This window comes from Mangrovimonas cancribranchiae (assembly GCF_037126245.1).
Lineage (GTDB): Bacteria > Bacteroidota > Bacteroidia > Flavobacteriales > Flavobacteriaceae > Mangrovimonas > Mangrovimonas cancribranchiae.
The window spans coordinates 2,942,930-2,964,558 of record NZ_CP136925.1 but is presented as its reverse complement, the minus strand read 5'-3'; the positions used below and the strand labels follow the sequence as shown (position 1 = coordinate 2,964,558).

18 protein-coding genes are annotated in these 21,629 nt (G+C 34.6%); 10 read left to right on the top strand and 8 right to left on the bottom strand.

Translation table 11 applies throughout. The annotated features are described in order from the left end of the window. Position 1 precedes the first annotated feature (1 nt). Positions 2-424 carry an OsmC family protein gene (locus R3L15_RS13725; protein WP_338732349.1) on the bottom strand — a complete coding sequence of 141 codons (423 nt, stop codon included), beginning with the start codon at positions 422-424 and terminating at the stop codon, positions 2-4. A 67-nt stretch (positions 425-491) separates the two neighbouring features. Here R3L15_RS13725 and R3L15_RS13720 point away from each other — a divergent pair, with 67 nt between their 5' ends. Continuing rightward, positions 492-1,082, top strand: coding sequence for a carboxymuconolactone decarboxylase family protein (locus tag R3L15_RS13720; protein ID WP_338732348.1), 591 nt, complete (start codon positions 492-494; stop codon positions 1,080-1,082). A gap of 67 nt (positions 1,083-1,149) precedes the next feature. Here the strand turns inward: R3L15_RS13720 and rsmI are convergent, their stop codons facing one another. Then, entirely contained in the window at positions 1,150-1,821 is a 672-nt protein-coding gene (gene rsmI, locus R3L15_RS13715) for a 16S rRNA (cytidine(1402)-2'-O)-methyltransferase (protein WP_338732347.1), read from the bottom strand. Positions 1,822-1,913: 92 nt separating this feature from the next. Between rsmI and R3L15_RS13710 the strand changes: the two genes are divergently transcribed. After that, the gene (locus tag R3L15_RS13710) at positions 1,914-5,315 is read left to right on the top strand and encodes a gliding motility-associated C-terminal domain-containing protein (RefSeq protein ID WP_338732346.1); all 3,402 of its coding nucleotides are present in this window, start codon (positions 1,914-1,916) and stop codon (positions 5,313-5,315) included. Here the strand turns inward: R3L15_RS13710 and R3L15_RS13705 are convergent. Next, entirely contained in the window at positions 5,312-6,043 is a 732-nt protein-coding gene (locus R3L15_RS13705; RefSeq protein WP_338732345.1) for a hypothetical protein, read from the bottom strand. The two genes, R3L15_RS13710 and R3L15_RS13705, sit on opposite strands and share 4 nt — an antisense overlap. Before the next feature lie 104 nt (positions 6,044-6,147). Here R3L15_RS13705 and R3L15_RS13700 point away from each other — a divergent pair, with 104 nt between their 5' ends. The 7 genes from R3L15_RS13700 to R3L15_RS13670 all read left to right on the top strand — a co-directional run bounded on the left by R3L15_RS13700 (position 6,148) and on the right by R3L15_RS13670 (position 13,725). Further along, positions 6,148-6,798 carry a thymidine kinase gene (locus tag R3L15_RS13700; protein WP_338732344.1) on the top strand — a complete coding sequence of 217 codons (651 nt, stop codon included), beginning with the start codon at positions 6,148-6,150 and terminating at the stop codon, positions 6,796-6,798. Beyond that, positions 6,785-7,900, top strand: a complete 1,116-nt coding sequence (alr, locus tag R3L15_RS13695; RefSeq protein ID WP_338732343.1) for an alanine racemase — start codon at positions 6,785-6,787, stop codon at positions 7,898-7,900. The genes R3L15_RS13700 and alr overlap by 14 nt, the downstream gene beginning before the upstream one ends. A gap of 59 nt (positions 7,901-7,959) precedes the next feature. Then, on the top strand, positions 7,960-8,361 hold the full coding sequence (gene mscL / locus R3L15_RS13690) for a large conductance mechanosensitive channel protein MscL (RefSeq protein ID WP_338732342.1): 402 nt from the start codon (positions 7,960-7,962) through the stop codon (positions 8,359-8,361). A 130-nt stretch (positions 8,362-8,491) separates the two neighbouring features. Beyond that, entirely contained in the window at positions 8,492-9,481 is a 990-nt protein-coding gene (locus R3L15_RS13685) for an aspartate-semialdehyde dehydrogenase (protein WP_338732341.1), read from the top strand. Positions 9,482-9,560: 79 nt separating this feature from the next. Beyond that, complete coding sequence (locus R3L15_RS13680) at positions 9,561-10,658, top strand: SO2930 family diheme c-type cytochrome (RefSeq protein ID WP_338732340.1); 1,098 nt, start codon at positions 9,561-9,563, stop codon at positions 10,656-10,658. A gap of 12 nt (positions 10,659-10,670) precedes the next feature. Then, positions 10,671-12,770, top strand: a complete 2,100-nt coding sequence (locus R3L15_RS13675; RefSeq protein ID WP_338732339.1) for an FG-GAP-like repeat-containing protein — start codon at positions 10,671-10,673, stop codon at positions 12,768-12,770. Between the two features lie 46 nt (positions 12,771-12,816). Next, on the top strand, positions 12,817-13,725 hold the full coding sequence (locus R3L15_RS13670; RefSeq protein ID WP_338732337.1) for an ABC transporter ATP-binding protein: 909 nt from the start codon (positions 12,817-12,819) through the stop codon (positions 13,723-13,725). A gap of 3 nt (positions 13,726-13,728) precedes the next feature. Here the strand turns inward: R3L15_RS13670 and R3L15_RS13665 are convergent, their stop codons facing one another. Beyond that, positions 13,729-14,838, bottom strand: coding sequence for an FAD-dependent oxidoreductase (locus tag R3L15_RS13665; RefSeq protein WP_338732336.1), 1,110 nt, complete (start codon positions 14,836-14,838; stop codon positions 13,729-13,731). Between the two features lie 69 nt (positions 14,839-14,907). After that, positions 14,908-17,979, bottom strand: coding sequence for a reprolysin-like metallopeptidase (locus tag R3L15_RS13660; protein WP_338732335.1), 3,072 nt, complete (start codon positions 17,977-17,979; stop codon positions 14,908-14,910). A gap of 94 nt (positions 17,980-18,073) precedes the next feature. Between R3L15_RS13660 and R3L15_RS13655 the strand changes: the two genes are divergently transcribed. Beyond that, a complete protein-coding gene (locus R3L15_RS13655) occupies positions 18,074-18,598 on the top strand; it encodes a hypothetical protein (protein ID WP_338732334.1) in 525 nt (174 codons plus the stop codon). Between the two features lie 28 nt (positions 18,599-18,626). Here R3L15_RS13655 and accC read toward each other — a convergent pair whose 3' ends face one another. The 3 genes from accC to R3L15_RS13640 form a co-directional block, all read right to left on the bottom strand. Beyond that, positions 18,627-19,979, bottom strand: a complete 1,353-nt coding sequence (gene accC / locus R3L15_RS13650; RefSeq protein ID WP_338732333.1) for an acetyl-CoA carboxylase biotin carboxylase subunit — start codon at positions 19,977-19,979, stop codon at positions 18,627-18,629. A gap of 75 nt (positions 19,980-20,054) precedes the next feature. After that, on the bottom strand, positions 20,055-20,552 hold the full coding sequence (gene accB, locus R3L15_RS13645) for an acetyl-CoA carboxylase biotin carboxyl carrier protein (RefSeq protein ID WP_338732332.1): 498 nt from the start codon (positions 20,550-20,552) through the stop codon (positions 20,055-20,057). Between the two features lie 40 nt (positions 20,553-20,592). Beyond that, positions 20,593-21,588, bottom strand: a complete 996-nt coding sequence (locus tag R3L15_RS13640; RefSeq protein WP_338732331.1) for a beta-ketoacyl-ACP synthase III — start codon at positions 21,586-21,588, stop codon at positions 20,593-20,595. Positions 21,589-21,629: the final 41 nt, after the last annotated feature.

Below are 21,629 nucleotides of genomic sequence, written 5' to 3'. Positions count from 1 at the left end.
CTTAGTCGTTATGGTAATAAATAGATGTTTTTACATTGGCAAATTTTCGAAACATTTCCATAACACCGCAATATTTATCTACTGAAAGATCTACTGCTTTTTTTATTTTTTTTTCGTCTAGATGATTACCATAAAAATGATATTCCACAGAAACGGTATGATAATATTTAGGATGCTCTTCGGTAAGTTCGCCATAGGTGTCTATTCTAAAATCTGAAATTTTCACCTTCATTTTATCCAAAATAGACACCACATCCAATCCAGAACATCCTGCCAAAGAAGACAACATTAATGCTTTAGGACGTAACCCTGAATTATGCCCGCCATGCTCTTCTGAAGTGTCTATAAACAGGGTTTTACCGCTTGGGTTATCTGATTCAAATTGTGAGTTTCCTTTCCAATGCGTTGTGACTTTATGAGACATCTTTAAATAATTTTTTGTTACTTGTTCTATCAAAAATACTATATAAAAACTTAAAAACTAAGTACACATGCCATTAGTTTCTCCGCTATCTCCCAATCACGATTTAGAAACCAAACAACTTGCTGAGTTTTTTAACGAAACGCTTGGGTTTTGTCCAAACTCCGTTTTAACTATGCAACACCGACCTGCTATTTCCAAAGCCTTTATTAATTTAAACAAAGCCGTAATGGCCAACGAAGGTCGTGTAACCTCAGCCTTAAAACGTATGATTGCTTGGGTTAGTAGTAATGCAGCAGGTTGCAGGTATTGTCAGGCACATGCTATTCGTGCTGCAAAACGCTATGGCGCCGAACAGGAGCAGTTGGATAATATTTGGGATTACAAAACTCACCCTGCTTTTTCTGATGCGGAACGCGCTGCATTGGATTTTGCCCTAGCAGCTTCGGTAAATCCTAATACAGTAGATGAAAACATTAAATCTAATCTTTATGCCTATTGGGATGAAGGTGACATTGTAGAAATGTTGGGTGTTATTTCGCTCTTTGGTTATTTAAATAGATGGAACGATAGCATGGCAACGTCTATTGAAACCGGTGCTGTAGAAAGTGGTGAACAATATTTAGGAAAACATGGTTGGGAGAAAGGAAAGCATATTTAGATTGCTCCAATAAACCTTTACAGCTAATCAAAAAAGATTCTGAAACGAGTTAAAAATAATATTAAGATTACTTATTTCCTGCAACCACAATAACAATTTCGCCTTTGGGAGGTTTGTTGTTGTAATGGTCTAAAACATCTTTGGCTGTTCCTCTTATGGTTTCTTCGTACAGTTTGGTAAGTTCTCTAGATACCGACACTTGCCTATCTTCACCAAAATACTCACAAAAATGAGTGAGTGTTTTTATAAGTTTATGCGGGCTTTCGTAAAAAATCATGGTTCGGGTTTCTTCGGCCAATAGTTTTAATCGGGTTTGGCGCCCTTTTTTTACTGGTAAAAATCCCTCAAATACAAACTTGTCGTTTGGTAACCCGCTGTTTACTAAAGCTGGCACAAAAGCCGTAGCGCCTGGTAAACACTCTACATCTATATTGTTTTCAACACAGGCACGTGTAAGTAAAAATCCGGGATCGGAAATTGCTGGTGTTCCTGCATCGCTTATTAAGGCCATTGTAATGCCACTTTTTAGTTTGGTAATTAGGCTTTCTACCGTTTTATGCTCGTTATGCATATGGTGCGATTGCGTAGGAGTAGAAATTTCGAAATGCTTTAATAACTTACCCGATGTTCGTGTGTCCTCGGCAAGAATTAAATCAACTTCCTTTAGAACCTCTACAGCTCTAAAAGTGATATCTTTTAAATTTCCTATGGGTGTGGGAACAATGTAAAGTTTGCTCATAAAATGTATAATAACATTCAAATTTACAATCTTTTTATAGTATTTTCACGCAACCAACTAGGTTTATTAACATCTATTTAAAAACAGATATATTGAGAACAGTTTTACTTTTCGTTTTTCTTGTATTAAATTCTGCTAATCTTTTTTCTCAAACAACCGATTTAGCGATTTCTGTTGAAGCTCAAGACCTTTTTGGTAATGATATTTCGCAAGCCTACATTTTTGAAGAATTTCAATATTTAGTAACCATTAGCAATATTGGAGGTAGTACGCAAAATGCTATTTTTTCTCAAACCATAAATGGAAATGTTAGTATTGTTTCTGTTATTAGTCAAAACGCAACAAATGGTGCTAGTTTAATAACCAACTTTAACATAGATCAAGATAATATTATTACAGGCACTATAAGTAACTTTCCAGCAGCTTCAAGTATAGAGGTTCTAGTTACTGTAATTGCTCCCGAAATTATTGGAGGCATTGCCACAGAAGCCTCTATAACTCCTAATAACGAGACAACAGACAATAACGACAGTAATAATATTTCTATAATATCAATAGATATTGTAGATGTTGTTATCGATTTTACTGTTACTCAAGAACAAGTACAACCTGAAGAAGGTACGCCAATTACGGCATGGGACGATACGGTAACATACCAATTTACCATTACTAATAACAGCGCTATTGCATACCCTTTAGATGAGTTTTACGCCTATTTAAGTTTGGTTTCACCACAGATTTTTGGTGAAGCTTTGGTTGAAGTCTTATCGGTAAATTGTATCGAATCTACAAACGGGACAGCTTGTATATCTAACTTTAATATGCCCAATGAACCTGTTTTAATTAATAATGCTACAGGTGATATAATGTTTTCTACATCTAATACACACATATTCCAACCTAATAGCGCGATAACGATTGAGGCTGTTTACAAATACTTAGAGCCTGAATGTGCTATACAAATAGATAATCCTCTAGAGGTAGAAAGTGGTGGAACTTTAGTTCTTAACCACAGTAATATGTCTTCTAATGAGTCTAACCTTATTCAAACGGAACTTATCGAAGCTACGCAATGCCAACAAACAGATCTTTGTATAGAAACAACACAACTCTCTCCTGCAACTGGGCAACCTATTTCTTGGGGAGAAGAAATGGTTTTCGAAACTACCATCTGTAATAACGGTCCTTTAGAAGTAAATGCTCAAGCTGATTTAAGAAATGTCTCTAATGAAAATGCCTCCTGGGAAATTATTTCAGTAGAATGTATAGAAAATGCTTCTACACTTCCGTGTAATCTTTTATCATTTAATATTGGATCGCAAAATTGGGTTAGTAATATATTTAATATTCCTGTAGGAGAATTTTATGTTGTAGAAACTACAGTAAGATTTTTAGAACCCGATTGTGTAATTAATTCTGGCACTATAGATGGTATTGTTAGATCTGGAATTGCCATAGAAACCAATGGCATTAGCGATAGCTATTTCAATAATAATTTTAATTATAACTATTTTGACTTGTCTCAAGGTAATGTCGAACTTTGCGATACTTCTGATATAGAGGTAACCAAAACACAAATTTACCCAGAACCTCCAGAAGGCTCAGATATAGAAAATACAACTGCTTGGGCAACTCCTATAACTTACGAAATAACCGTTTCCAATCTTAGCGAGACAGATATTACTATAGAGCTTAAAGACTTTATTAATTCTGGAGCAATCAACTCTGCCAGCTTACAATCTGTTGAATGCATTTCAACCACTGGAACTGCACAATGTTTCTCTATAGATCACGCTAACCTAAATGTGGAACTTGACGGCATTCCAGACAATGATGGAAACCCTGATCTATTTTGGGAAATCCTTCCAGAAGACGGTTGGGCTTTACCCGCAAATAGCTCGGTAACTTTTTTAACAGAAGTGTTATGGTCTCCAAAATGTGCAACTCCAGCAATTACCGCCGAAAATAAAGTTACAGTATATCCTAACGAAAATTTAATAGAGCCCAATACTAGTAATAACGAAGCTACTGTAACTACTTACTTCGCACCTTGTATAGATTTAGTTGTGCAAACCTTTCCTGAGTTTCCAACTGTTACTACAAACCAACCATTTAATTGGGTGGTTGATGTTACTAATAGCGTAACAAGCTCTGAGGCTATTAATGTCCTTTTCGAAAACACGCTAGAAGCACCTTTTACTATTGTTGGTACGCCTACTTGTCAAGTTACTTCAGGCAATGCTACTTGCATAAACAGTTTTACGGTTTCAGATAATTTTATTTCTGGTATTATTCCAAATATGGAAGCAAATTCTACAGTTAGAGTGTTTATTCCTGTAGAAGCACCAAGCTATGGCGGTGTATTTATTAATACTTCTGAAGCAACTCCAAATATTGTAAATAATGAAGAGTTAACTCCTGAAACAAACATTTCTATTAGCAGCGTTAGAGTTTCTGCTCCAAACGTTATGAAATCTTTTACACCTGAAGAAATTTACGTAGGTGAGGAAAGTATCTTAACTTTTACAATTACAAATATTTCTTCCAATGAAGCACAGAATAATATTTCATTTACAGATACATTTCCTGAAAATGTTTTAATAAATGGAGATGCTTTTTGGGAAACCAGTAATGGTTGTACAGCTACATTTTCTGGAAATATTGGCACTAACACTTTTCAAGTCACCAACCTAACATTTCCAGAGGGTGTATCATCTTGTACATTTGCTATTCCTGTTACTTCAAACACATCAGGTTTTTATACTAATAGCAGCAGTAATTTTACTAATCAAGTAAATATCGACACCTCTCAAGCCCATGCTACGTTAAATGTTTTAGAAGATACATCAGATGTTGATGTTGCCGTAGAAAAAACAGTTTCTCAAGAAAATGCCTCTATTGGAGACACAATTACTTTTACAATTACAGCAACAAATTTAGGAACTACAGAAGCTACTAATATAGAAATTTACGATATGCTCCCGAATGGCTATAACTTTGTTGATTCCTCTACAAGTAGTGGCGTATATAATTTTAATTCTTATGTATGGAGTATACCATCTCTTACACCAAATCAAATAGAAACATTAACCATAACTGCTGAAATAGTGTCTGCTAATAATCTTATAAACATAGCATTGCTTCAAGCACTTGATCAGCCTGATAGAAACACAGAAAACAACGAAGATTCTGCCTCTGTTTCAGTAGATGGATGCCTTGTTATTCCTGAATTAATTACACCAAATAACGATGGTTTTAATGATGCCTTAGTCATTCCTTGCTTAGAGGATTACACAAATCATATTAAAATATTTAACAGATATGGTGTTTTAGTTTTTGAAACATCCAATTATTTAAATAACTGGAGCGGAACATCCAACCAAGGATTGTTACACAAAAAAGATAATAAATTACCTGTAGGCACGTATTATTATATTTTAAATATAGAAGGACAAAGTAACCCTATTATTGGATGGATTTACCTTAATTACTAGTTAAACTTACTTTCAATAATTTGCATGAAACGTTCTTCGAACGCTTCTTTACCTTCCCAGTTATTGTAATCTGGCTTCACCATATTTTGAATAAGTTCCTCGGCCTCGGTATAATTAGATGTCGTGTTTAATTGTGATAACACACGGTCGTAATCTTCACTTTCGCCATTAAACAAGTGTTTAATAAAGGCTATTTTATCGTTAAGCCCAATAGTAATACCTTTTTTTAATTTATCGTTTAACGATTTTTTTTGCTTCGTTTGTTTTGATACAGGCTCAAAAACAGGAACTTCTTTAAAATCGGCTGTGATTTCCTCAAGGTCGTTCTTATGATACTTCTTTTTTGGAACTGCTTTTTCAAACACTTCATCTACTTGTTGCGACTCGTGTGGCATCTGGGCTACCATGTCTTTAATTTTTTCTATAGCTGGTTCCATAATACCTTCATCGTCATCATTATCATCTAGATTAATATATACTTTGTCCTCAACCTCAATCGTATCACTTACTTTATTATTAAAGGCAACATCTAGCATATCAAAAAACGACGAATCGCTACCTATAGTTGGCAACTCATCATCTAAATTTTCTTTTGCAAACTTTAAAACAGTTAGTTTTTCGTAAAGTTTGGCCACTTCTTTATGCATTTTATCTATATCGTCTTGTCCTTTTAACTTGAGTATTCTGTGTGCAATACTCATTAGTTCTGCTTCAAGTTTCTTCTTCATAACTTTTAAAATTTATTGCAATTTATGCTTTTGTTTTTTAATAAATTTACGCCACCTTTATACAAAAAACGAATATCAACGGGCTTTAGTGCTAAAATTACAAAATGTTTCTCGAAAACACAGTAAATCATAAAGAACAATTTGGCTGGATAGAAGTTATTTGCGGATCTATGTTTTCTGGTAAAACAGAAGAGTTGATTCGTAGATTAAAACGTGCAAAATTTGCCAGACAAAAAGTAGAAATTTTTAAACCTGCTATTGATGTAAGGTATGATGAAGATATGGTGGTGTCTCACGACTCTAACGAAATTAGATCTACACCTGTTCCTGCTGCTGCCAATATTCCTATTCTTGCCGATGGTTGCGATGTTATAGGAATTGACGAAGCCCAGTTTTTCGATGATGAAATTGTACGCGTATGCAACGACTTGGCTAATAAAGGTATTCGTGTTATTGTTGCTGGTTTAGATATGGATTTTAAAGGTAATCCTTTTGGCCCTATGCCTTATTTAATGGCAACAGCAGAATATGTTACTAAAGTGCATGCTATTTGCACCAAAACAGGAAATCTTGCTAATTATAGCTATAGGAAATCAAAAAACGATGATTTAGTTTTACTTGGCGAGGTTGACGAATACGAACCTTTAAGTCGTGCCGCTTTTTTTAAATCATTGCAACGCGATAAGGTAAGAAATATGAATGTGAATGATGCCGAAGATCTGTCTCCTGAACAAACTAAAAATGATACCAAATAATAAAATAAGGGAAACCACTTTATTTATTGATTTTAATGCATTACAACACAATTACAGTTATTTAAAATCAAAACTGCAACCTAACACAAAATTCTTAGCCGTTGTTAAAGCATTTGCTTATGGTAATGATGCACAAGCTGTGGCAAAAAAACTACAAACTCTAGGTGTTGACTACTTTGCTGTAGCTTACACTAGCGAAGGTGTTGCCTTAAGAGATGCCGGAATAACCAAACCTATTTTAGTATTACACCCGCAATCTGTAAATTTTAAAACTATTATACAGCATTCCCTAGAACCTAGTCTTTATAGTGATTTTGTTTTAAATGAATTTATACAAGTTGCTACACAACTCAATCAGAGCAACTATCCTATTCACCTTAAATTTAATACAGGGCTTAATCGTTTAGGATTCAATATTGAAAATGTTACAAAAATTGCCTCAATATTAAAAACTTCTAACGCTGTTAAAACAGTATCCTTATTTTCACATTTAGCGGCAAGTGAAGACCTAAACGAAAAAGCCTTTACACTATCGCAAATAAATAGCTTTAATAACATCTGTTCTACTTTTAAAAACAAAACAGGCTACATGCCTTGGCGACATATTTGTAATACATCAGGAATTTTAAACTATCCCGAAGCCCATTTTGATATGGTAAGGAGCGGTATTGGTTTATACGGTTTTGGTAACTCTACTAAAGAAAACAAACACTTTTTACCTATTGGAACACTAAAAACATTAATATCTCAAATTCATACTTTAAAACCTGGCGAAAGCTTAGGCTATAACAGAGGCTATATTGCGCAAAAAACCACAAAAACGGCCACTTTACCCATTGGTCATGCCGATGGTATAGGAAGACAACACGGTCACGGTAAAGGTTATGCTCTTATAAATGGTAAAAGAGCTTACATTATTGGAAATGTATGTATGGATATGATTATGGTTGATGTTACCCATATTGATTGCCAAGAAGGTGATAGCGTTATTCTATTTGATAAAAATTATACAGCCGAAGATTTTGGGCTAACCACAGAAACCATTTCTTACGAGGTAATAACCAATATTTCAAAACGAATAAAACGAGTTTTTATAGAATAAGCTACATGATTTAAGAAAAATACCTATTTTAGATTTATACTAACTATAAAACAATAATCATGTTAAAAGAATTTAAAGCATTTGCCATGAAAGGCAATTTAATCGACATTGCTGTTGGTTTTGTAATGGGTGCAGCATTCAACAAAGTTGTTACCTCTTTCACCGGTGGAATTGTTTCACCATTAATTGGTTTAATATTCAATTCAGACTTCAAAGAGTTAAAATATATTATCACAGAAGGTGTTGCCAATGCCGAAGGTGTTATAGAAGGTGAAGTTGCTGTACATTGGGGTGCTTTCCTCACAAATGTTATCGATTTTATTATTGTTGCTTTTGTTATGTTTATGGTTGTAAAAGGCGCTAATAAAATGAAGAAAAAAGAAGAGCCAGCTCCAGAGGCTCCTAAAGGCCCAACTGATAATGAACTATTATCTGAAATACGTGATTTGTTAAAAAAATAACAAGTAGTTAAAAATATAACATATCAAAATTTCTTGTTAAAAAGCCCTTGTTAACTGAAAACAAGGGCTTTTTTCATATTAAAAAATGGAATTAATACTTAGTTTTGCCAAATAATTCAAATTTAAAATCATGAAAGTAGCAGTTGTGGGCGCCACAGGTATGGTAGGTGAAGTTATGTTAAAAGTCTTACAGGAAAGAAATTTCCCTGTAGATGAGTTAATTCCTGTAGCATCAGAAAAAAGTGTAGGCAAAACAATTACATTTAAAGATAAAGACTATTCTGTTGTTGGACTTGCAACAGCTGTTGGCCTAAAACCAGATATCGCTTTATTTTCGGCAGGTGGGAGCACATCGTTAGAATGGGCACCAAAATTTGCTGAAGTTGGAACAACTGTTATCGATAATTCTTCGGCATGGAGAATGGATCAAACTAAAAAGTTAATTGTTCCAGAAATTAATGCTAATACATTAACAAAAAACGACAAAATAATAGCCAACCCAAACTGTTCTACCATACAAATGGTTATGGCTTTAGCGCCTTTACATGAAAAATATACCATTAAGCGCATTGTTGTATCAACCTATCAGTCTGTTTCTGGAACTGGTGTTAAAGCGGTTCAGCAGTTAGAAAATGAAATGCAAGGCACTAAAGGAGACATGGCTTATCCATACCAAATACACCGTAATGCCATACCGCATTGCGATGTTTTTGAAGACAATGGCTATACTAAAGAAGAAATGAAGCTAGTTCGTGAAACACAAAAAATTTTAAATGACAAAACGATTGCTGTAACGGCTACAGCAGTTAGAATTCCAACCTCTGGCGGACATAGCGAATCTGTAAATATTCAGTTTGAAAACGATTATAATATAGAAGATGTAAAACATATTTTATCACAAACTAAAGGTGTTATTTTACAAGACAACCCTAGCTCGAATACGTATCCAATGGCAATTCATGCTCATGGAAAAGACGATGTTTTTGTTGGGCGATTAAGACGAGACGAATCGCTACCTAACACATTAAATATGTGGATTGTTGCTGATAATTTAAGAAAAGGAGCAGCTACAAACACCGTACAAATTGCCGAGTTTTTAAAAAATCAAGCACTTATATAAATATTTTATCATAAAACCGCTCGATTTAACGCTTTTTTAATAAATTTATAACCCTTAATTTACTAGGGTTATAAATTTTATGTTAAAAAAGTATATTTTCACCCCCTTTATTCTTGGAATTACGTTGCTTTTTTCGTGTTCCTCTGACAATAACGACTATATTGAAAAACCTCAAGATGAGCAAACATCTCCTGTGGTTTTTGATATAGATAATGTGCCTTATCAAAACCTTTCCGATTATCATTTTTTTGAAGGTGATATATCCAACCTTCAACCTGTTTATGGGGTTTTACCTTACAACTTAATCAATCCGTTATTTAGCGATTATGCTAAAAAACAGCGGTTTGTATGGATGCCCAAAAATACTTCTGCTACCTATATTTCCGACGGTGATATACTAGATTTTCCAGAAGGAACAGTTTTAATCAAAAACTTTTATTATACCAACGTACTTCCAAACGACACAAAAAAAATTATTGAAACCCGGTTAATGATAAAAAAGCCAACGGAATGGGTATTCGCAAATTATGTTTGGAATAACGATCAAAATGAGGCTTATCTTGATTTAGATGGAAGTTTTGAAGATTTTCAATGGAATGACGAGTCTGGAAATCTAAATACGGTAAACTACAGAGTGCCTTCTGGCGCAGAATGTCACACCTGCCATAAATATGGAGAAGTTTCTATTCCTATTGGGCCAAAACCAAGAAATTTAAATACAAGTTATAATTATTCAGATGGTGTAAAAAATCAAATCCAAAAATGGCGTGAATTTGGTTATCTGAACGATATCTCTTCTGAAGACGTCAACGCTATGCCGAGCTGGAAAGACACCAATGTTTCTTTAGGGTTAAGAGCTAGAGCCTATTTAGATATTAATTGTGCACATTGCCATTCAGAACAAGCACATTGTGCATATCGTCCTGTACGTTTCGATTTTGAATCTTCAGAAAACCCAACAAACCAAGGCGTTTGCATAGAACCCGACACCGACTTAGGCGTTGGTTTAACTCATATTGTAACCCCAGGGAATCCAAGTAGATCTGTAATGCATTATCGCATTAGCGCTACCGATGAATCTGTAAGAATGCCCCTTTTAGGAAGAACATTAGTACACCAAGAAGGTGTCACTTTAATAGAAAACTGGATAGCCAGTTTAAATACTAATTGCAACTAAATTATAATAATTATGAAAAAACAACTACTTTTTATCCTTGCTATATTAGCAACTTGTTTTGCTAATGCTCAAGCAGGATATACTTGTAACGAAGCCATCTCTGTTTCGGCACACGACACCAATACGGTGACTGTTCCAGGTATTATAGGAACAGAGATACCTGCACCTATTTGTGCAAGTAACGGATCTTCTGGTACCTCAGGTGGCTATTGGTACATCTTCCAGCCATCAGTTTCTACTACTTATACCTTAACTACCGATTTATCAGTAAACTCTGGAGGAGATACACGTATGCATGTTTATACAGGAAACTGCGGATCATTAACTTGTGTTGCTGGTGATGATGATAGTGGTGATATTGGCAATGGGTATTTATCGTACTTAGAATTTAACGCCACTTCAGGAACAACATACTATATTGCTTTTGACGATAGATGGAATGCAGGTGGTTTTGAATTCATGCTAACAGAAGGGTCTCAAATTCCCCCACCAGAGCCTGGCGACTTTGTTTTTATTGAAGACCCTGGTGTTTCAATGACTGGCGGGTCTTCTTATGCTTTTGTAGATATGAACAATGACGGTTTAGACGATTTAATAAGAGCGTCCTCATCAAGCGTTGATATTAATTATCAAACAGACACTGGTTTCTTCTATCAATCGCACCCAATAAGTGCTGATAATAGCCCAAGCTGGAGTATTGCAGCAGGTGATTTAGATGCCAATGGATATAACGATTTAGTTTTTGGTGGTGGTAGTGGCGTTTCAATAATAACAGCTAATAGTGATGGTAGTGCGTATTCAGAAAGTTATGCTACTACTAGTTATGTGTTTTCACAACGTTCAAATTTTGCCGATATTAATAACGATGGTAATCTAGACGCCTTTGTATGCCATGATGTAGACCAAAATGTTTATTTTATAAATGATGGTAGTGGCAATGTTACCTTTTATCAAGGCGCATCTACCGCCATACCTAACGGTCTTGGTACACATAATAGTGGTGGTAATTACGGAACTGTTTGGATAGATTTTGATAACGACCGCGACATTGATATGTTTATTGCTAAATGTCGTGGTGGTGACATTACTCATAAAATTAACGAATTATGGCGTAATGATGGGAACGGTGTTTTTACCAATGTTGCAGATTTAGGTTATTACCAAAGCAATTATCCAGAACAAGGCCATAATAACAGTTCTAACCTTGGAGACCCAGTACAAACCTGGTCGTCTGCTTGGGCAGATTATGATAATGATGGCGATATGGATGTTTACGTAGGAGCTAGTTCATCTGCAGATGGATCACATAAATTTATGATTAATAATGGTGATGGCACATTTACTGATGCCACAGCAACTGCTGGTGTAGGCAGCGCTCCTTATGGTATAGAAAATGCTCCAGGAGATTTTAATAACGATGGGTACGTAGATATTTTAAGTAATGGACAAATTTTGCTAAACGATGGTGACAACTCTTTTACAATATACCAAACAGACATGCCGCCAAGCGGTGCTATTGGTGATGCCAATGATGATGGATTTTTAGATGTCTTTAGAGGTTCACTCTACTTAAACAATGGTGGAAATGGAAACAATTATATAAAAATTAAAACCGTTGGAACAGCTAGCAACCTTAATGGTATAGGCGCTAGAATAGAACTACATACAAACTCTGGCACACAAATTAGAGACGTAAGAAGTGGTGAAGGTTTTGAATTTATGAGCTCATTAAACGCCCATTTTGGACTTGGTACAGAAACTAGCATCAATAATGTAACCATTTATTGGCCTTCGGGAACTGTTGATGTGTTTACAGATGTAGATATTAATGCCCTAAATGTTTTTGTAGAAGGAAACTCTTTATCTATTGAAGATGAAACACTAACAGATTTAAATATCTATCCAAATCCAGTAGAAAACACTATTTACTTTGAAACTAAAGGAGACGTTATTAATAAAATAGCTACCGTTTTTGATATTAATGGTAAAATTGTTCAAAACGAACGACTAGAACAAAACCAATTAGATGTTTCAAATCTATCAAATGGCCTATACATTTTAAGGCTTGAGAAAAACGGAAAAACTATTACCCGAAAATTTGTGAAGAAATAAACAAAAAAGCCGCTTGAAATTCAAGCGGTTTTTTTATTTTTCGTCCATGCTTGATGTTCAAAATATTGTTTTTTCGTATAACAAATCCGTCATTTTAAACCATGTTAGTTTTAAGGCAAAAAAAGGTGAGAATATTGCTATTATAGGTGAAAGCGGTTCTGGAAAAAGCACACTATTAAAGCTTATTTATGGTGAATACGATTTAAATTCCGGCCATATTTCATGGAACAATCAACCTATTCTTGGTCCAAAATTTAACTTGGTAGTTGGTTACGATTTTATGAAATATGTTACTCAAGAATTCGATTTAATGCCTTTTATTTCCGTAGAAGAAAATGTTGGCAAACACCTTTCTAACTTCTTCCCTGAAAGAAAAAAAGACCGTATTAATCAACTTCTAGAGATTGTTGAATTAAGCGATTTTAAGAGCGTAAAAGTAAAAACCCTTAGCGGAGGTCAAAAACAACGTGTGGCACTTGCTAGAGCTTTAGCTAAAGCTCCTGAGGTTATATTACTAGACGAACCTTTTAGCCATATAGATAGTTTTAAAAAACGTAGCTTAAGACGTAATGTTTTTAATTTTTTAAAACAAGAAAACATTACCTGTTTGGTTGCCACGCACGATAAAAATGATGTTTTAGGCTTTGCCGATAGAGTTCTTGTTTTACAAGATCAAAAGATTGCCTTTAAAGATACCGTTAAAAGCCTTTATAAAAATCCTAACATCCCATTAGTGGCTTCTTTTTTTTGTGAACATAATAATATTAATGGACAATTAGTTTACGCCAACCAATTAACAGTAGTAAAAAAATCGAATATAGAGGTTGCGGTAAAACAGTCTTATTTTCAAGGAGATTATTATTTAATTGAGGGAATAAGAAACGGGGTTTCTATTTTCTTTCATTATGATACAGCGTTACAAGAAGGAGTAAATGTTTTTTTAAAAATCGATTAGCCACTATGCAAACTTAGCTAACTCCTCTCCTATTAAGCTTCCTATGGAAACACCCATGCCTCCAAGCCTTACACCACAAAAGACATTATTTGAAACCTGTTTAACAATTACTTTCTTTGAAGAACCAATCCCCATAATTCCAGACCAAAAATAATCAACTTCATGAGCTGTATTTGGCAGAATAACAGTTTTCAAAAGCTCCTTAAGTTTATATTCTACAAGTCTTGTTTGACCAAATTTAAACGTTTCTTCTTGCTTAAAATCTAAATTTCTTCCGCCACCAAGTAGGATTCTATTATCAATATTTCTAAAATAATAAAACCCCTTGTCTAAATGAAATGTTCCTTTAATATGAAGGTTTTTTATGGGCTTTGTAATTAGCACTTGAGCTCTTGCTGGTTTTACTTGCTCATTGATTAGTTTTGAAGCAAAGCCATTAGTAGCAATAAATAGTTTACTTGTAGAAAATTGAAATGCTTTTGTATTTACATAAACTTTGTCGTTACCTTCTATAAATTTAGTTACTTCTATATTATTTAATACTAGAATATCTTTTAAATGTGTTTTTTTTAATAAGGCTGACATCATTTTTCCTGTATTTATTTGTCCCTCAAAAGCATTATATATAACATTCTTATTTATACCTTGAAACTTGTTCTTGTCTTGGAGTACTTTAAAAACATTTGCTTTAAAAATAGGATGTAAAAGTTGGTTAACTTCTTCTAATTTAGAATAACAGGCGTTAAATAGTTTATCGTTTTTTGTGAATAATTCATACCCGCCATAATGTTTATAATCTATAGCATTATCTGTAAGGCGTTCTCTTAATAATTTTAAACCTCTATGGCGCTTTTCAACAAGGTTTACTACATCTTTTTTCTTCATACATGATAAGTCGTCTAACATTTCACTTAAGCTTCCAAAACATGCAAATCCTGCATTTTTTGTACTAGCACCTTGAGGCAAGGTTCCTCTTTCTAAAACAAGTACTTTAGCTTTTGGGTAGGTTTCTTTTAGTGAAATAGCACAATTTAAACCAACAATACCACTACCAATAATAGTAAAATCAATATTTGAAAACCAGGATGTATTTTCCCAATATGAGAAGGTCATAACTTTTTTATAAAAATAAAAAAAGCTCCTGAAAAACCAGGAGCTTTTATAATTATAGTTTAAAATTATCTATTTGATAATGAGTTTTTTGGTAGACTTTCGTCCTTCTGCTTCAACCTGTAGTAAATAAATACCTGAAGCTATTTCACCTACATTTACTTGTTGGATAAATGTATTGTTGCTGTTATTAAAACTTTCGTTATAAACAACTCTTCCTCTTATATCCATCATACTAAGACTTACATTGTCCATTGTACTTAATTGTACAGTAAAAGATCCTTGAGATGGGTTAGGATAAACATTAAATACTTCAAAATTAAATTCATCTGTACTTAAATTCTCTACGATAGAAATATTAACAAGTAAGTTTGGAAGTGTTCCTCCATTACTATCATCTACATCAACTCTAAATCCATCAACTGCATCATTTGAAGCTGTTGTTGTATAAGTAACGTTTCCTGCATCTAAATCTGCTTGCGTAAACGTATCGCTAACTCCAAGAGCAGATCCATTAAGGTAGAGTGTTCCTTCAACAGGCAATACTGTTAATGTGTAAACTATATCTGTAGTATTCCCAGTATTTGGACTTGTTACTACGAGATGGGTATCATCAATTGTTGCAGAAGATAATACTTCAACCTCTACCGTATCTTGTGTTACTCTAGTTGGTGCTAGAACAGCAGCTGTACCAGACTTACAAATTTCTAGCTCTGCCGTATTAAATACCATATTTGTTCCTCCTAAATTTGCTGCCATTACTATCCATGTGCCATTCATTTCTTGACCGTATATAGCATTTAATGGCTCTGGATCTGTTATTGCTACAGGCATTGCTACTCCAGTTACAGGATTGTTTCCACAAAAATCTGCTACAGATTGTGTAGATTCATGATCCCAAGTAACCTGCATATTAGATCCTGTTGAACAAGGACCAGCAGGGTAAAGATATGCCCTTGTACCTTCTGCACTTATAACAGCCATGTGTAAATCTCCCAAAGATGATGTTGAAATATCGTATTTCACATTAACATCTGATATTGTTCCTGCACCTGGCACTTCAACCTCTATAAGTTCAAATGCTGTTGCATTTGTTGGCAAGGTTTGGTTTAAATCAAATGTATATGTATTACATTCATCTCCGTCTGAGAAGTTATACCCTATAGCTATTCTGGAAGAATTGATATTAAAAAACACATTGTTTGATCCTTTAACCATTACCAAACAATTATCGGCTAATAAATCTGGAACCGTTATATCATGAGAGCCATCGTTAGGAACATTTGTAGCTAAAACCTCATCAAAAGTTTGACCGCCATCAGTTGATAATAAAATATCAACAAATAATGCATTGACCCCATTAGCATCAGTACCAGCTACATCCCAAGTAATTGTTTCAGTATTTCCTTGTGACCAAGTTGTTAATGTGTTTTGAGAAGTTACTAAGAAAGGACCTGCATTACTAGTAGTTGTTAATGTTCTAATATCTGTAGCTGTTTGCCCCCCTCTTGGATCGTTATCTCTAACAGTAACCCTAAAATTAATATCTCTTGAAACAGAAGATAAGACCTCCCACTCTGAGGGACCGCCATTTTCAATCAAGTCCATCATATTAGGTATATATCTTGTAGGGTTTGTGGTTCCTGTTACAGAACGAACTAAAGGTCCAGATGCCAAAACTGATGAAGGCAATCCTGCTGCCCCTAAATCATACTGTTCCCAAGTATAGGTATGCGAATCTGTGCCATCAGCATCTGTAGATTCAGCCGTTAACATATATGGTGTAGAGATTGGAATTATATGATTTAATCCTGCAGTAGCAGTTGGAGCAGCATTTCCTGTAGATGTAGTTACGGCACATTGGCTAGCACCAATTGTAATGTTATCCCAAATCATTTGTAAACTTTTTTGATGAAAGTATGCATCGCTATTAGTTTGTACGTTTTGAGGTGGGCAAATTCCTGCATAAGCCATGATAGTAGATCCACTTCCAGGTTCATAGGCATTAGAAGCAGTTCTATTTCCTCCAGCGCAGTTTCCAGCATTACCATTAAAGGTGTGTGGCGCACCAAATTGGTGTCCCATTTCATGAGCTACATAGTCAACATCATAAGCATCTCCAACAGGTGATGGCGAACCGGTTATTCCTCTAGCCTTAGAAGCTGTACATGGCGAGTTTAATTGAGCTAATCCTCCTCCACCTGTACTAAAGGTGTGACCTATATCATAATTTGCACTGCCAATGTTTGCGTCTATCACTGCTTGACTTTCGTTAATCAATGCAGATGCATTACTATTAGAAAATTGATCAATCCCAATAAAAATTATGCTTGTATTGTTTGGAATTAAAGTCATTGTGATAGACAAATCTCTTTCATAAATGCCATTCACTCTCGTCATAGTAACGACCATAGCTGCTAAAACAGCTGCTTTCCTTTCTTGTTCGGTATTAAATTGAGTTAATCCAGCCGCTTGCCAATGAAAAGCGCTATATTCTACAGTACTAGCAAGAGCTAAACGAAATTCTCTCATTGTTCCATCATCAGCATTTCTATAAGATTCTGTGTTTGAATTTGAGTTTCTTTCTAACTCTGTGTCTACATCTTCAACGCCACAAATAAATCCATTATCTAAAATAGGTAAATCTGCTTTTGAATATGATATATAAGTGTTATTTGCTCCATAAGGATCTATTAGTTGCATCCCTTTGCTAGATAACGTCATGGTGTGAAGACCTTGAGGTGTAACACTAAACCTTATTAATTTTGAAGGATCATTTAGACTTGTACCTACATAAGACCTTATATTAGGAAACCTTTCTTGAAGTTCTGGAGCCATTATTGATGCCTCCATAACGTTAAAGCTTTCTATTTTACCATTTGCATTAGGAAAGTCAACTATGACATTCGATTCCCCAGTGAAATTTCTTCTTTCTGGAGCTAAACTTAACGCTTGTTTTAAAGATGTAATATCTAATTGGTAAAAAGTACTTTTTTTGGGTTCTGATTTTCTTTGAACTAGATTCTCTTGATTTATCTTTGACTTATCTATTTTTGTCCAAAACGATTTATTTTGTGCATAAATATTTATCGAAAAAAGCATTAAAATCAACAAAAAAGTCCATTTGTTGTAATTTTTCTTCATAATTTAATTTTTTAATTAATTGCTAAAATTACTACCTTAATTACATTATTGCAAAAATTTAACAACAATTCAAAATAGATAATGTAGTTTTATTATGAAAAGTATATCTATTATAGTCTTATTTTTTACATTGCTTAACTGTTCTAACAAACAAGAGTATGCTGTAAATAATAAAAAAACGCCTTTTAACAATTACTGTCCCGAAAATGGTACATGCACATTAAATGTTTTACAACAAAACCATCTTGAATTAAAGCGTGATGGTACTGGAGTTTTATATCCTGAAATAAATGATGGTAAAGAAATTGTTATAAAAATGGATTACATCAGGAATAAAATTCCAAATACTCAAGACAGTCATTATCAAGAGATAATCTATTTGGAATTACCTTATAATAGCCTTGAGGTTAATCTTAAAAATGAACAGTTAAAACAGGTAAAGTTGTTATTTGCCAGATTGTGTTTTTGTAGAGGACAAACAGGCTATTATGAGATAACAGAAGGTCATTTATCAATTAATAAGCTAAGTGGTAATAAATATAACCTTAATCTTGACTTTACATGTAATGATGTCCCTCAAGTATTAAAAGAAATAAATGAAACAATAATTATAAATTAAAAAGCCCGGAAATTCCGGGCTTTTCAATTTATTCTTCTTCTGGCACTTGCATTTTAAAGTCTTCCATAAACTTAGTCGTGTAATTTCCTGCTAAGTAGTCTGGATGATCCATTAACTGCCTGTGAAAAGGTATAGTTGTTTTTATACCCTCTATAACAAACTCATCAAGAGCTCGTTTCATTTTGTTAATGGCTTCTTCTCGGGTTTGTGCCGTTGTTATTAATTTAGCAATCATAGAGTCGTAATTAGGTGGAATAATATATCCTGCATAAACATGCGTATCTAACCTAACCCCATGTCCTCCTGGCGCGTGTAACGTAGTGATTCTTCCAGGAGATGGTCTAAAGTCGTTAAACGGATCTTCAGCATTAATTCTACATTCTATCGAGTGTAAATTTGGTGTGTAGTTTTTACCAGAAATTGGCACACCTGCTGCGACTAAAATTTGTTCACGTATTAAATCGAAGTCGATTACTTGTTCTGTAATAGGATGCTCTACTTGAATACGTGTATTCATTTCCATAAAGTAGAAGTTTCTATGCTTATCCACTAAAAACTCTACCGTTCCTGCTCCTTCATATTTAATGTATTCTGCAGCTTTTACTGCAGCATCTCCCATTTTTTTACGTAGGGCTTTCGTCATAAAAGGAGAAGGTACTTCTTCTGTTAATTTTTGATGACGACGTTGTACTGAACAATCTCTTTCGGATAAATGACAGGCCTTCCCATTAGAATCCCCAACTATTTGAATTTCAATATGTCTTGGTTCTTCAATAAGTTTTTCCATGTACATATCGTCATTACCAAAGGCTGCTTTACTTTCTTGTCTAGCAGAATCCCAAGCATCTTTAAGGTCTTCTTTCTTCCATACGGCGCGCATTCCTTTTCCACCACCTCCGGCAGTCGCTTTAAGCATTACAGGATAACCAACTTCCTCGGCTAATTTTTCACACTCGTCGTAGTCTTCAATAATACCATCACTTCCTGGAACACATGGTACACCTGCAGCTTTCATTGTAGCTTTTGCTGTGGCTTTGTCTCCCATTTTAGAAATCATTTCTTCCGAAGCTCCTATGAACTTAATATTATGCTCTTCACATATTTTTGAAAACTTAGCGTTTTCAGAAAGAAATCCGTATCCTGGGTGAATAGCATCGGCATTGGTTATTTCTGCCGCGGCTATAATATTTGATATTTTTAAATAAGATTCTGAGCTTGGTGCTGGTCCTATACAAACGGCTTCATCTGCAAATTTAACATGTAAGCTATCTGCATCTGCAAGTGAATAAACAGCTACCGTTTTGATGCCCATTTCTTTACAGGTTCTAATAACACGTAAGGCTATTTCCCCTCTATTGGCTATTAATATTTTTTTAAACATAACGTCTTGTATTTAAAATCTCAAAAATTCCAAATTCCAACAAACTGGGATTTGCTTTTGGAATTTTAAATTAGGTTATGATGGATCAACTAAAAACAGTGGTTGATCGAACTCTACTGGAGATGAATCGTCTACTAAAACCTTAACGATTTTCCCTGAAACTTCAGATTCAATTTCGTTAAATAATTTCATGGCTTCAATAATACAAAGTACATCACCTTCTTTTATAGTCGAACCAACTTCTACAAATGTAGGTTTGTCTGGAGATGGTTTTCTATAAAATGTTCCTATTATTGGGGATTTTATTGTTATGTATTTAGAGTCGTCTTCTTTAGCTTCTGGAGCTTCAGCAGCTGGTGCAGCGGCTTGTTGTACTGGCTGTTGTGGTACAGCTGGCATTGGTGCTTGAGCAACAGGTGCATTAACAGGAATTTGTTGAACGTAAGTTGTTGTTTCTTTGTCGTCGCTTCCTGTTCTTATGGTAATCTTTACATCATCTGTTTCTAATTTAACCTCGCTCGCACCTGATTTAGCTACAAACTTGATTAAGTTTTGAATGTCTTTTAATTCCATGATTATTAGGTATTAATTTAGTTTATCGTTGTTAGTTGATTTATGAATTATAGGCCCATTTTAAATAAATAGAGCCCCAAGTAAATCCGCCACCAAAAGCAGCAAATATTAAATTATCTCCTTTTTTTAATTGTCCTTCAAAATCGCTTAATAATAAAGGTAACGTTGCAGAAGTTGTGTTTCCGTATCTATGAATGTTTTTCAAAACTTTAGCTTCCTCTAATCCCATTCTATTAGCGGTAGCATCTATAATACGAAGGTTTGCTTGATGTGGAACCAACCATGACACATCTTCATGTGTTAAGTTATTTCGTTTCATAATTTCTTCGCAAACACCTGCCATATTAGACACGGCAAACTTAAACACTGTACGCCCATCCTGATGTACAAAATGTTGTTTGTTTTTAACAGTTTCTTCATTTGGAGGTAAAATTGACCCTCCTGCTTCTATTTTAAGAAACTCTCTTCCTGCACCATCACTTCTTAAAAATTCATCTTGAAACCCTAAGCCTTCATTGTTGGGCTCTAGTAATGTTGCTCCTGCACCATCTCCAAAAATTATACAAGTTGCGCGATCTGTATAGTCTATTATAGAAGACATCTTATCGGCGCCTATTAATAAGACCTTTTTATATCGTCCAGACTCTATATAACTTGTTGCTGTTGATAACCCGTATAAAAAGCTAGAACATGCGGCTTGCAAATCGTAAGCAAAAGCATTTGTGGCTCCAATTTGGCTTGCGACATATACAGCTGTAGATGCTACAGGCATATCTGGCGTTGCTGTGGCAACAATTACTAGATCGATTTCTTTAGGATCGAGTTGTTTTTTTTCTAAAAGATTTTGGGCGGCTTTTATGGCTAGATAAGAAGTACCTTTGCCTTCTTCTTTAAGTATTCTACGTTCCTTAATACCTGTTCTGGTTGTTATCCATTCGTCATTAGTATCAACCATGGTTTCTAAAACCTTGTTCGACAACACAAACTCTGGAACGTAAGCGCCTACAGCTGTAATGGCTGCTGTGATTTTACTCATTGCTAATTTATTAGTTATCCAAAAAAAGGGGCTGAAACTCA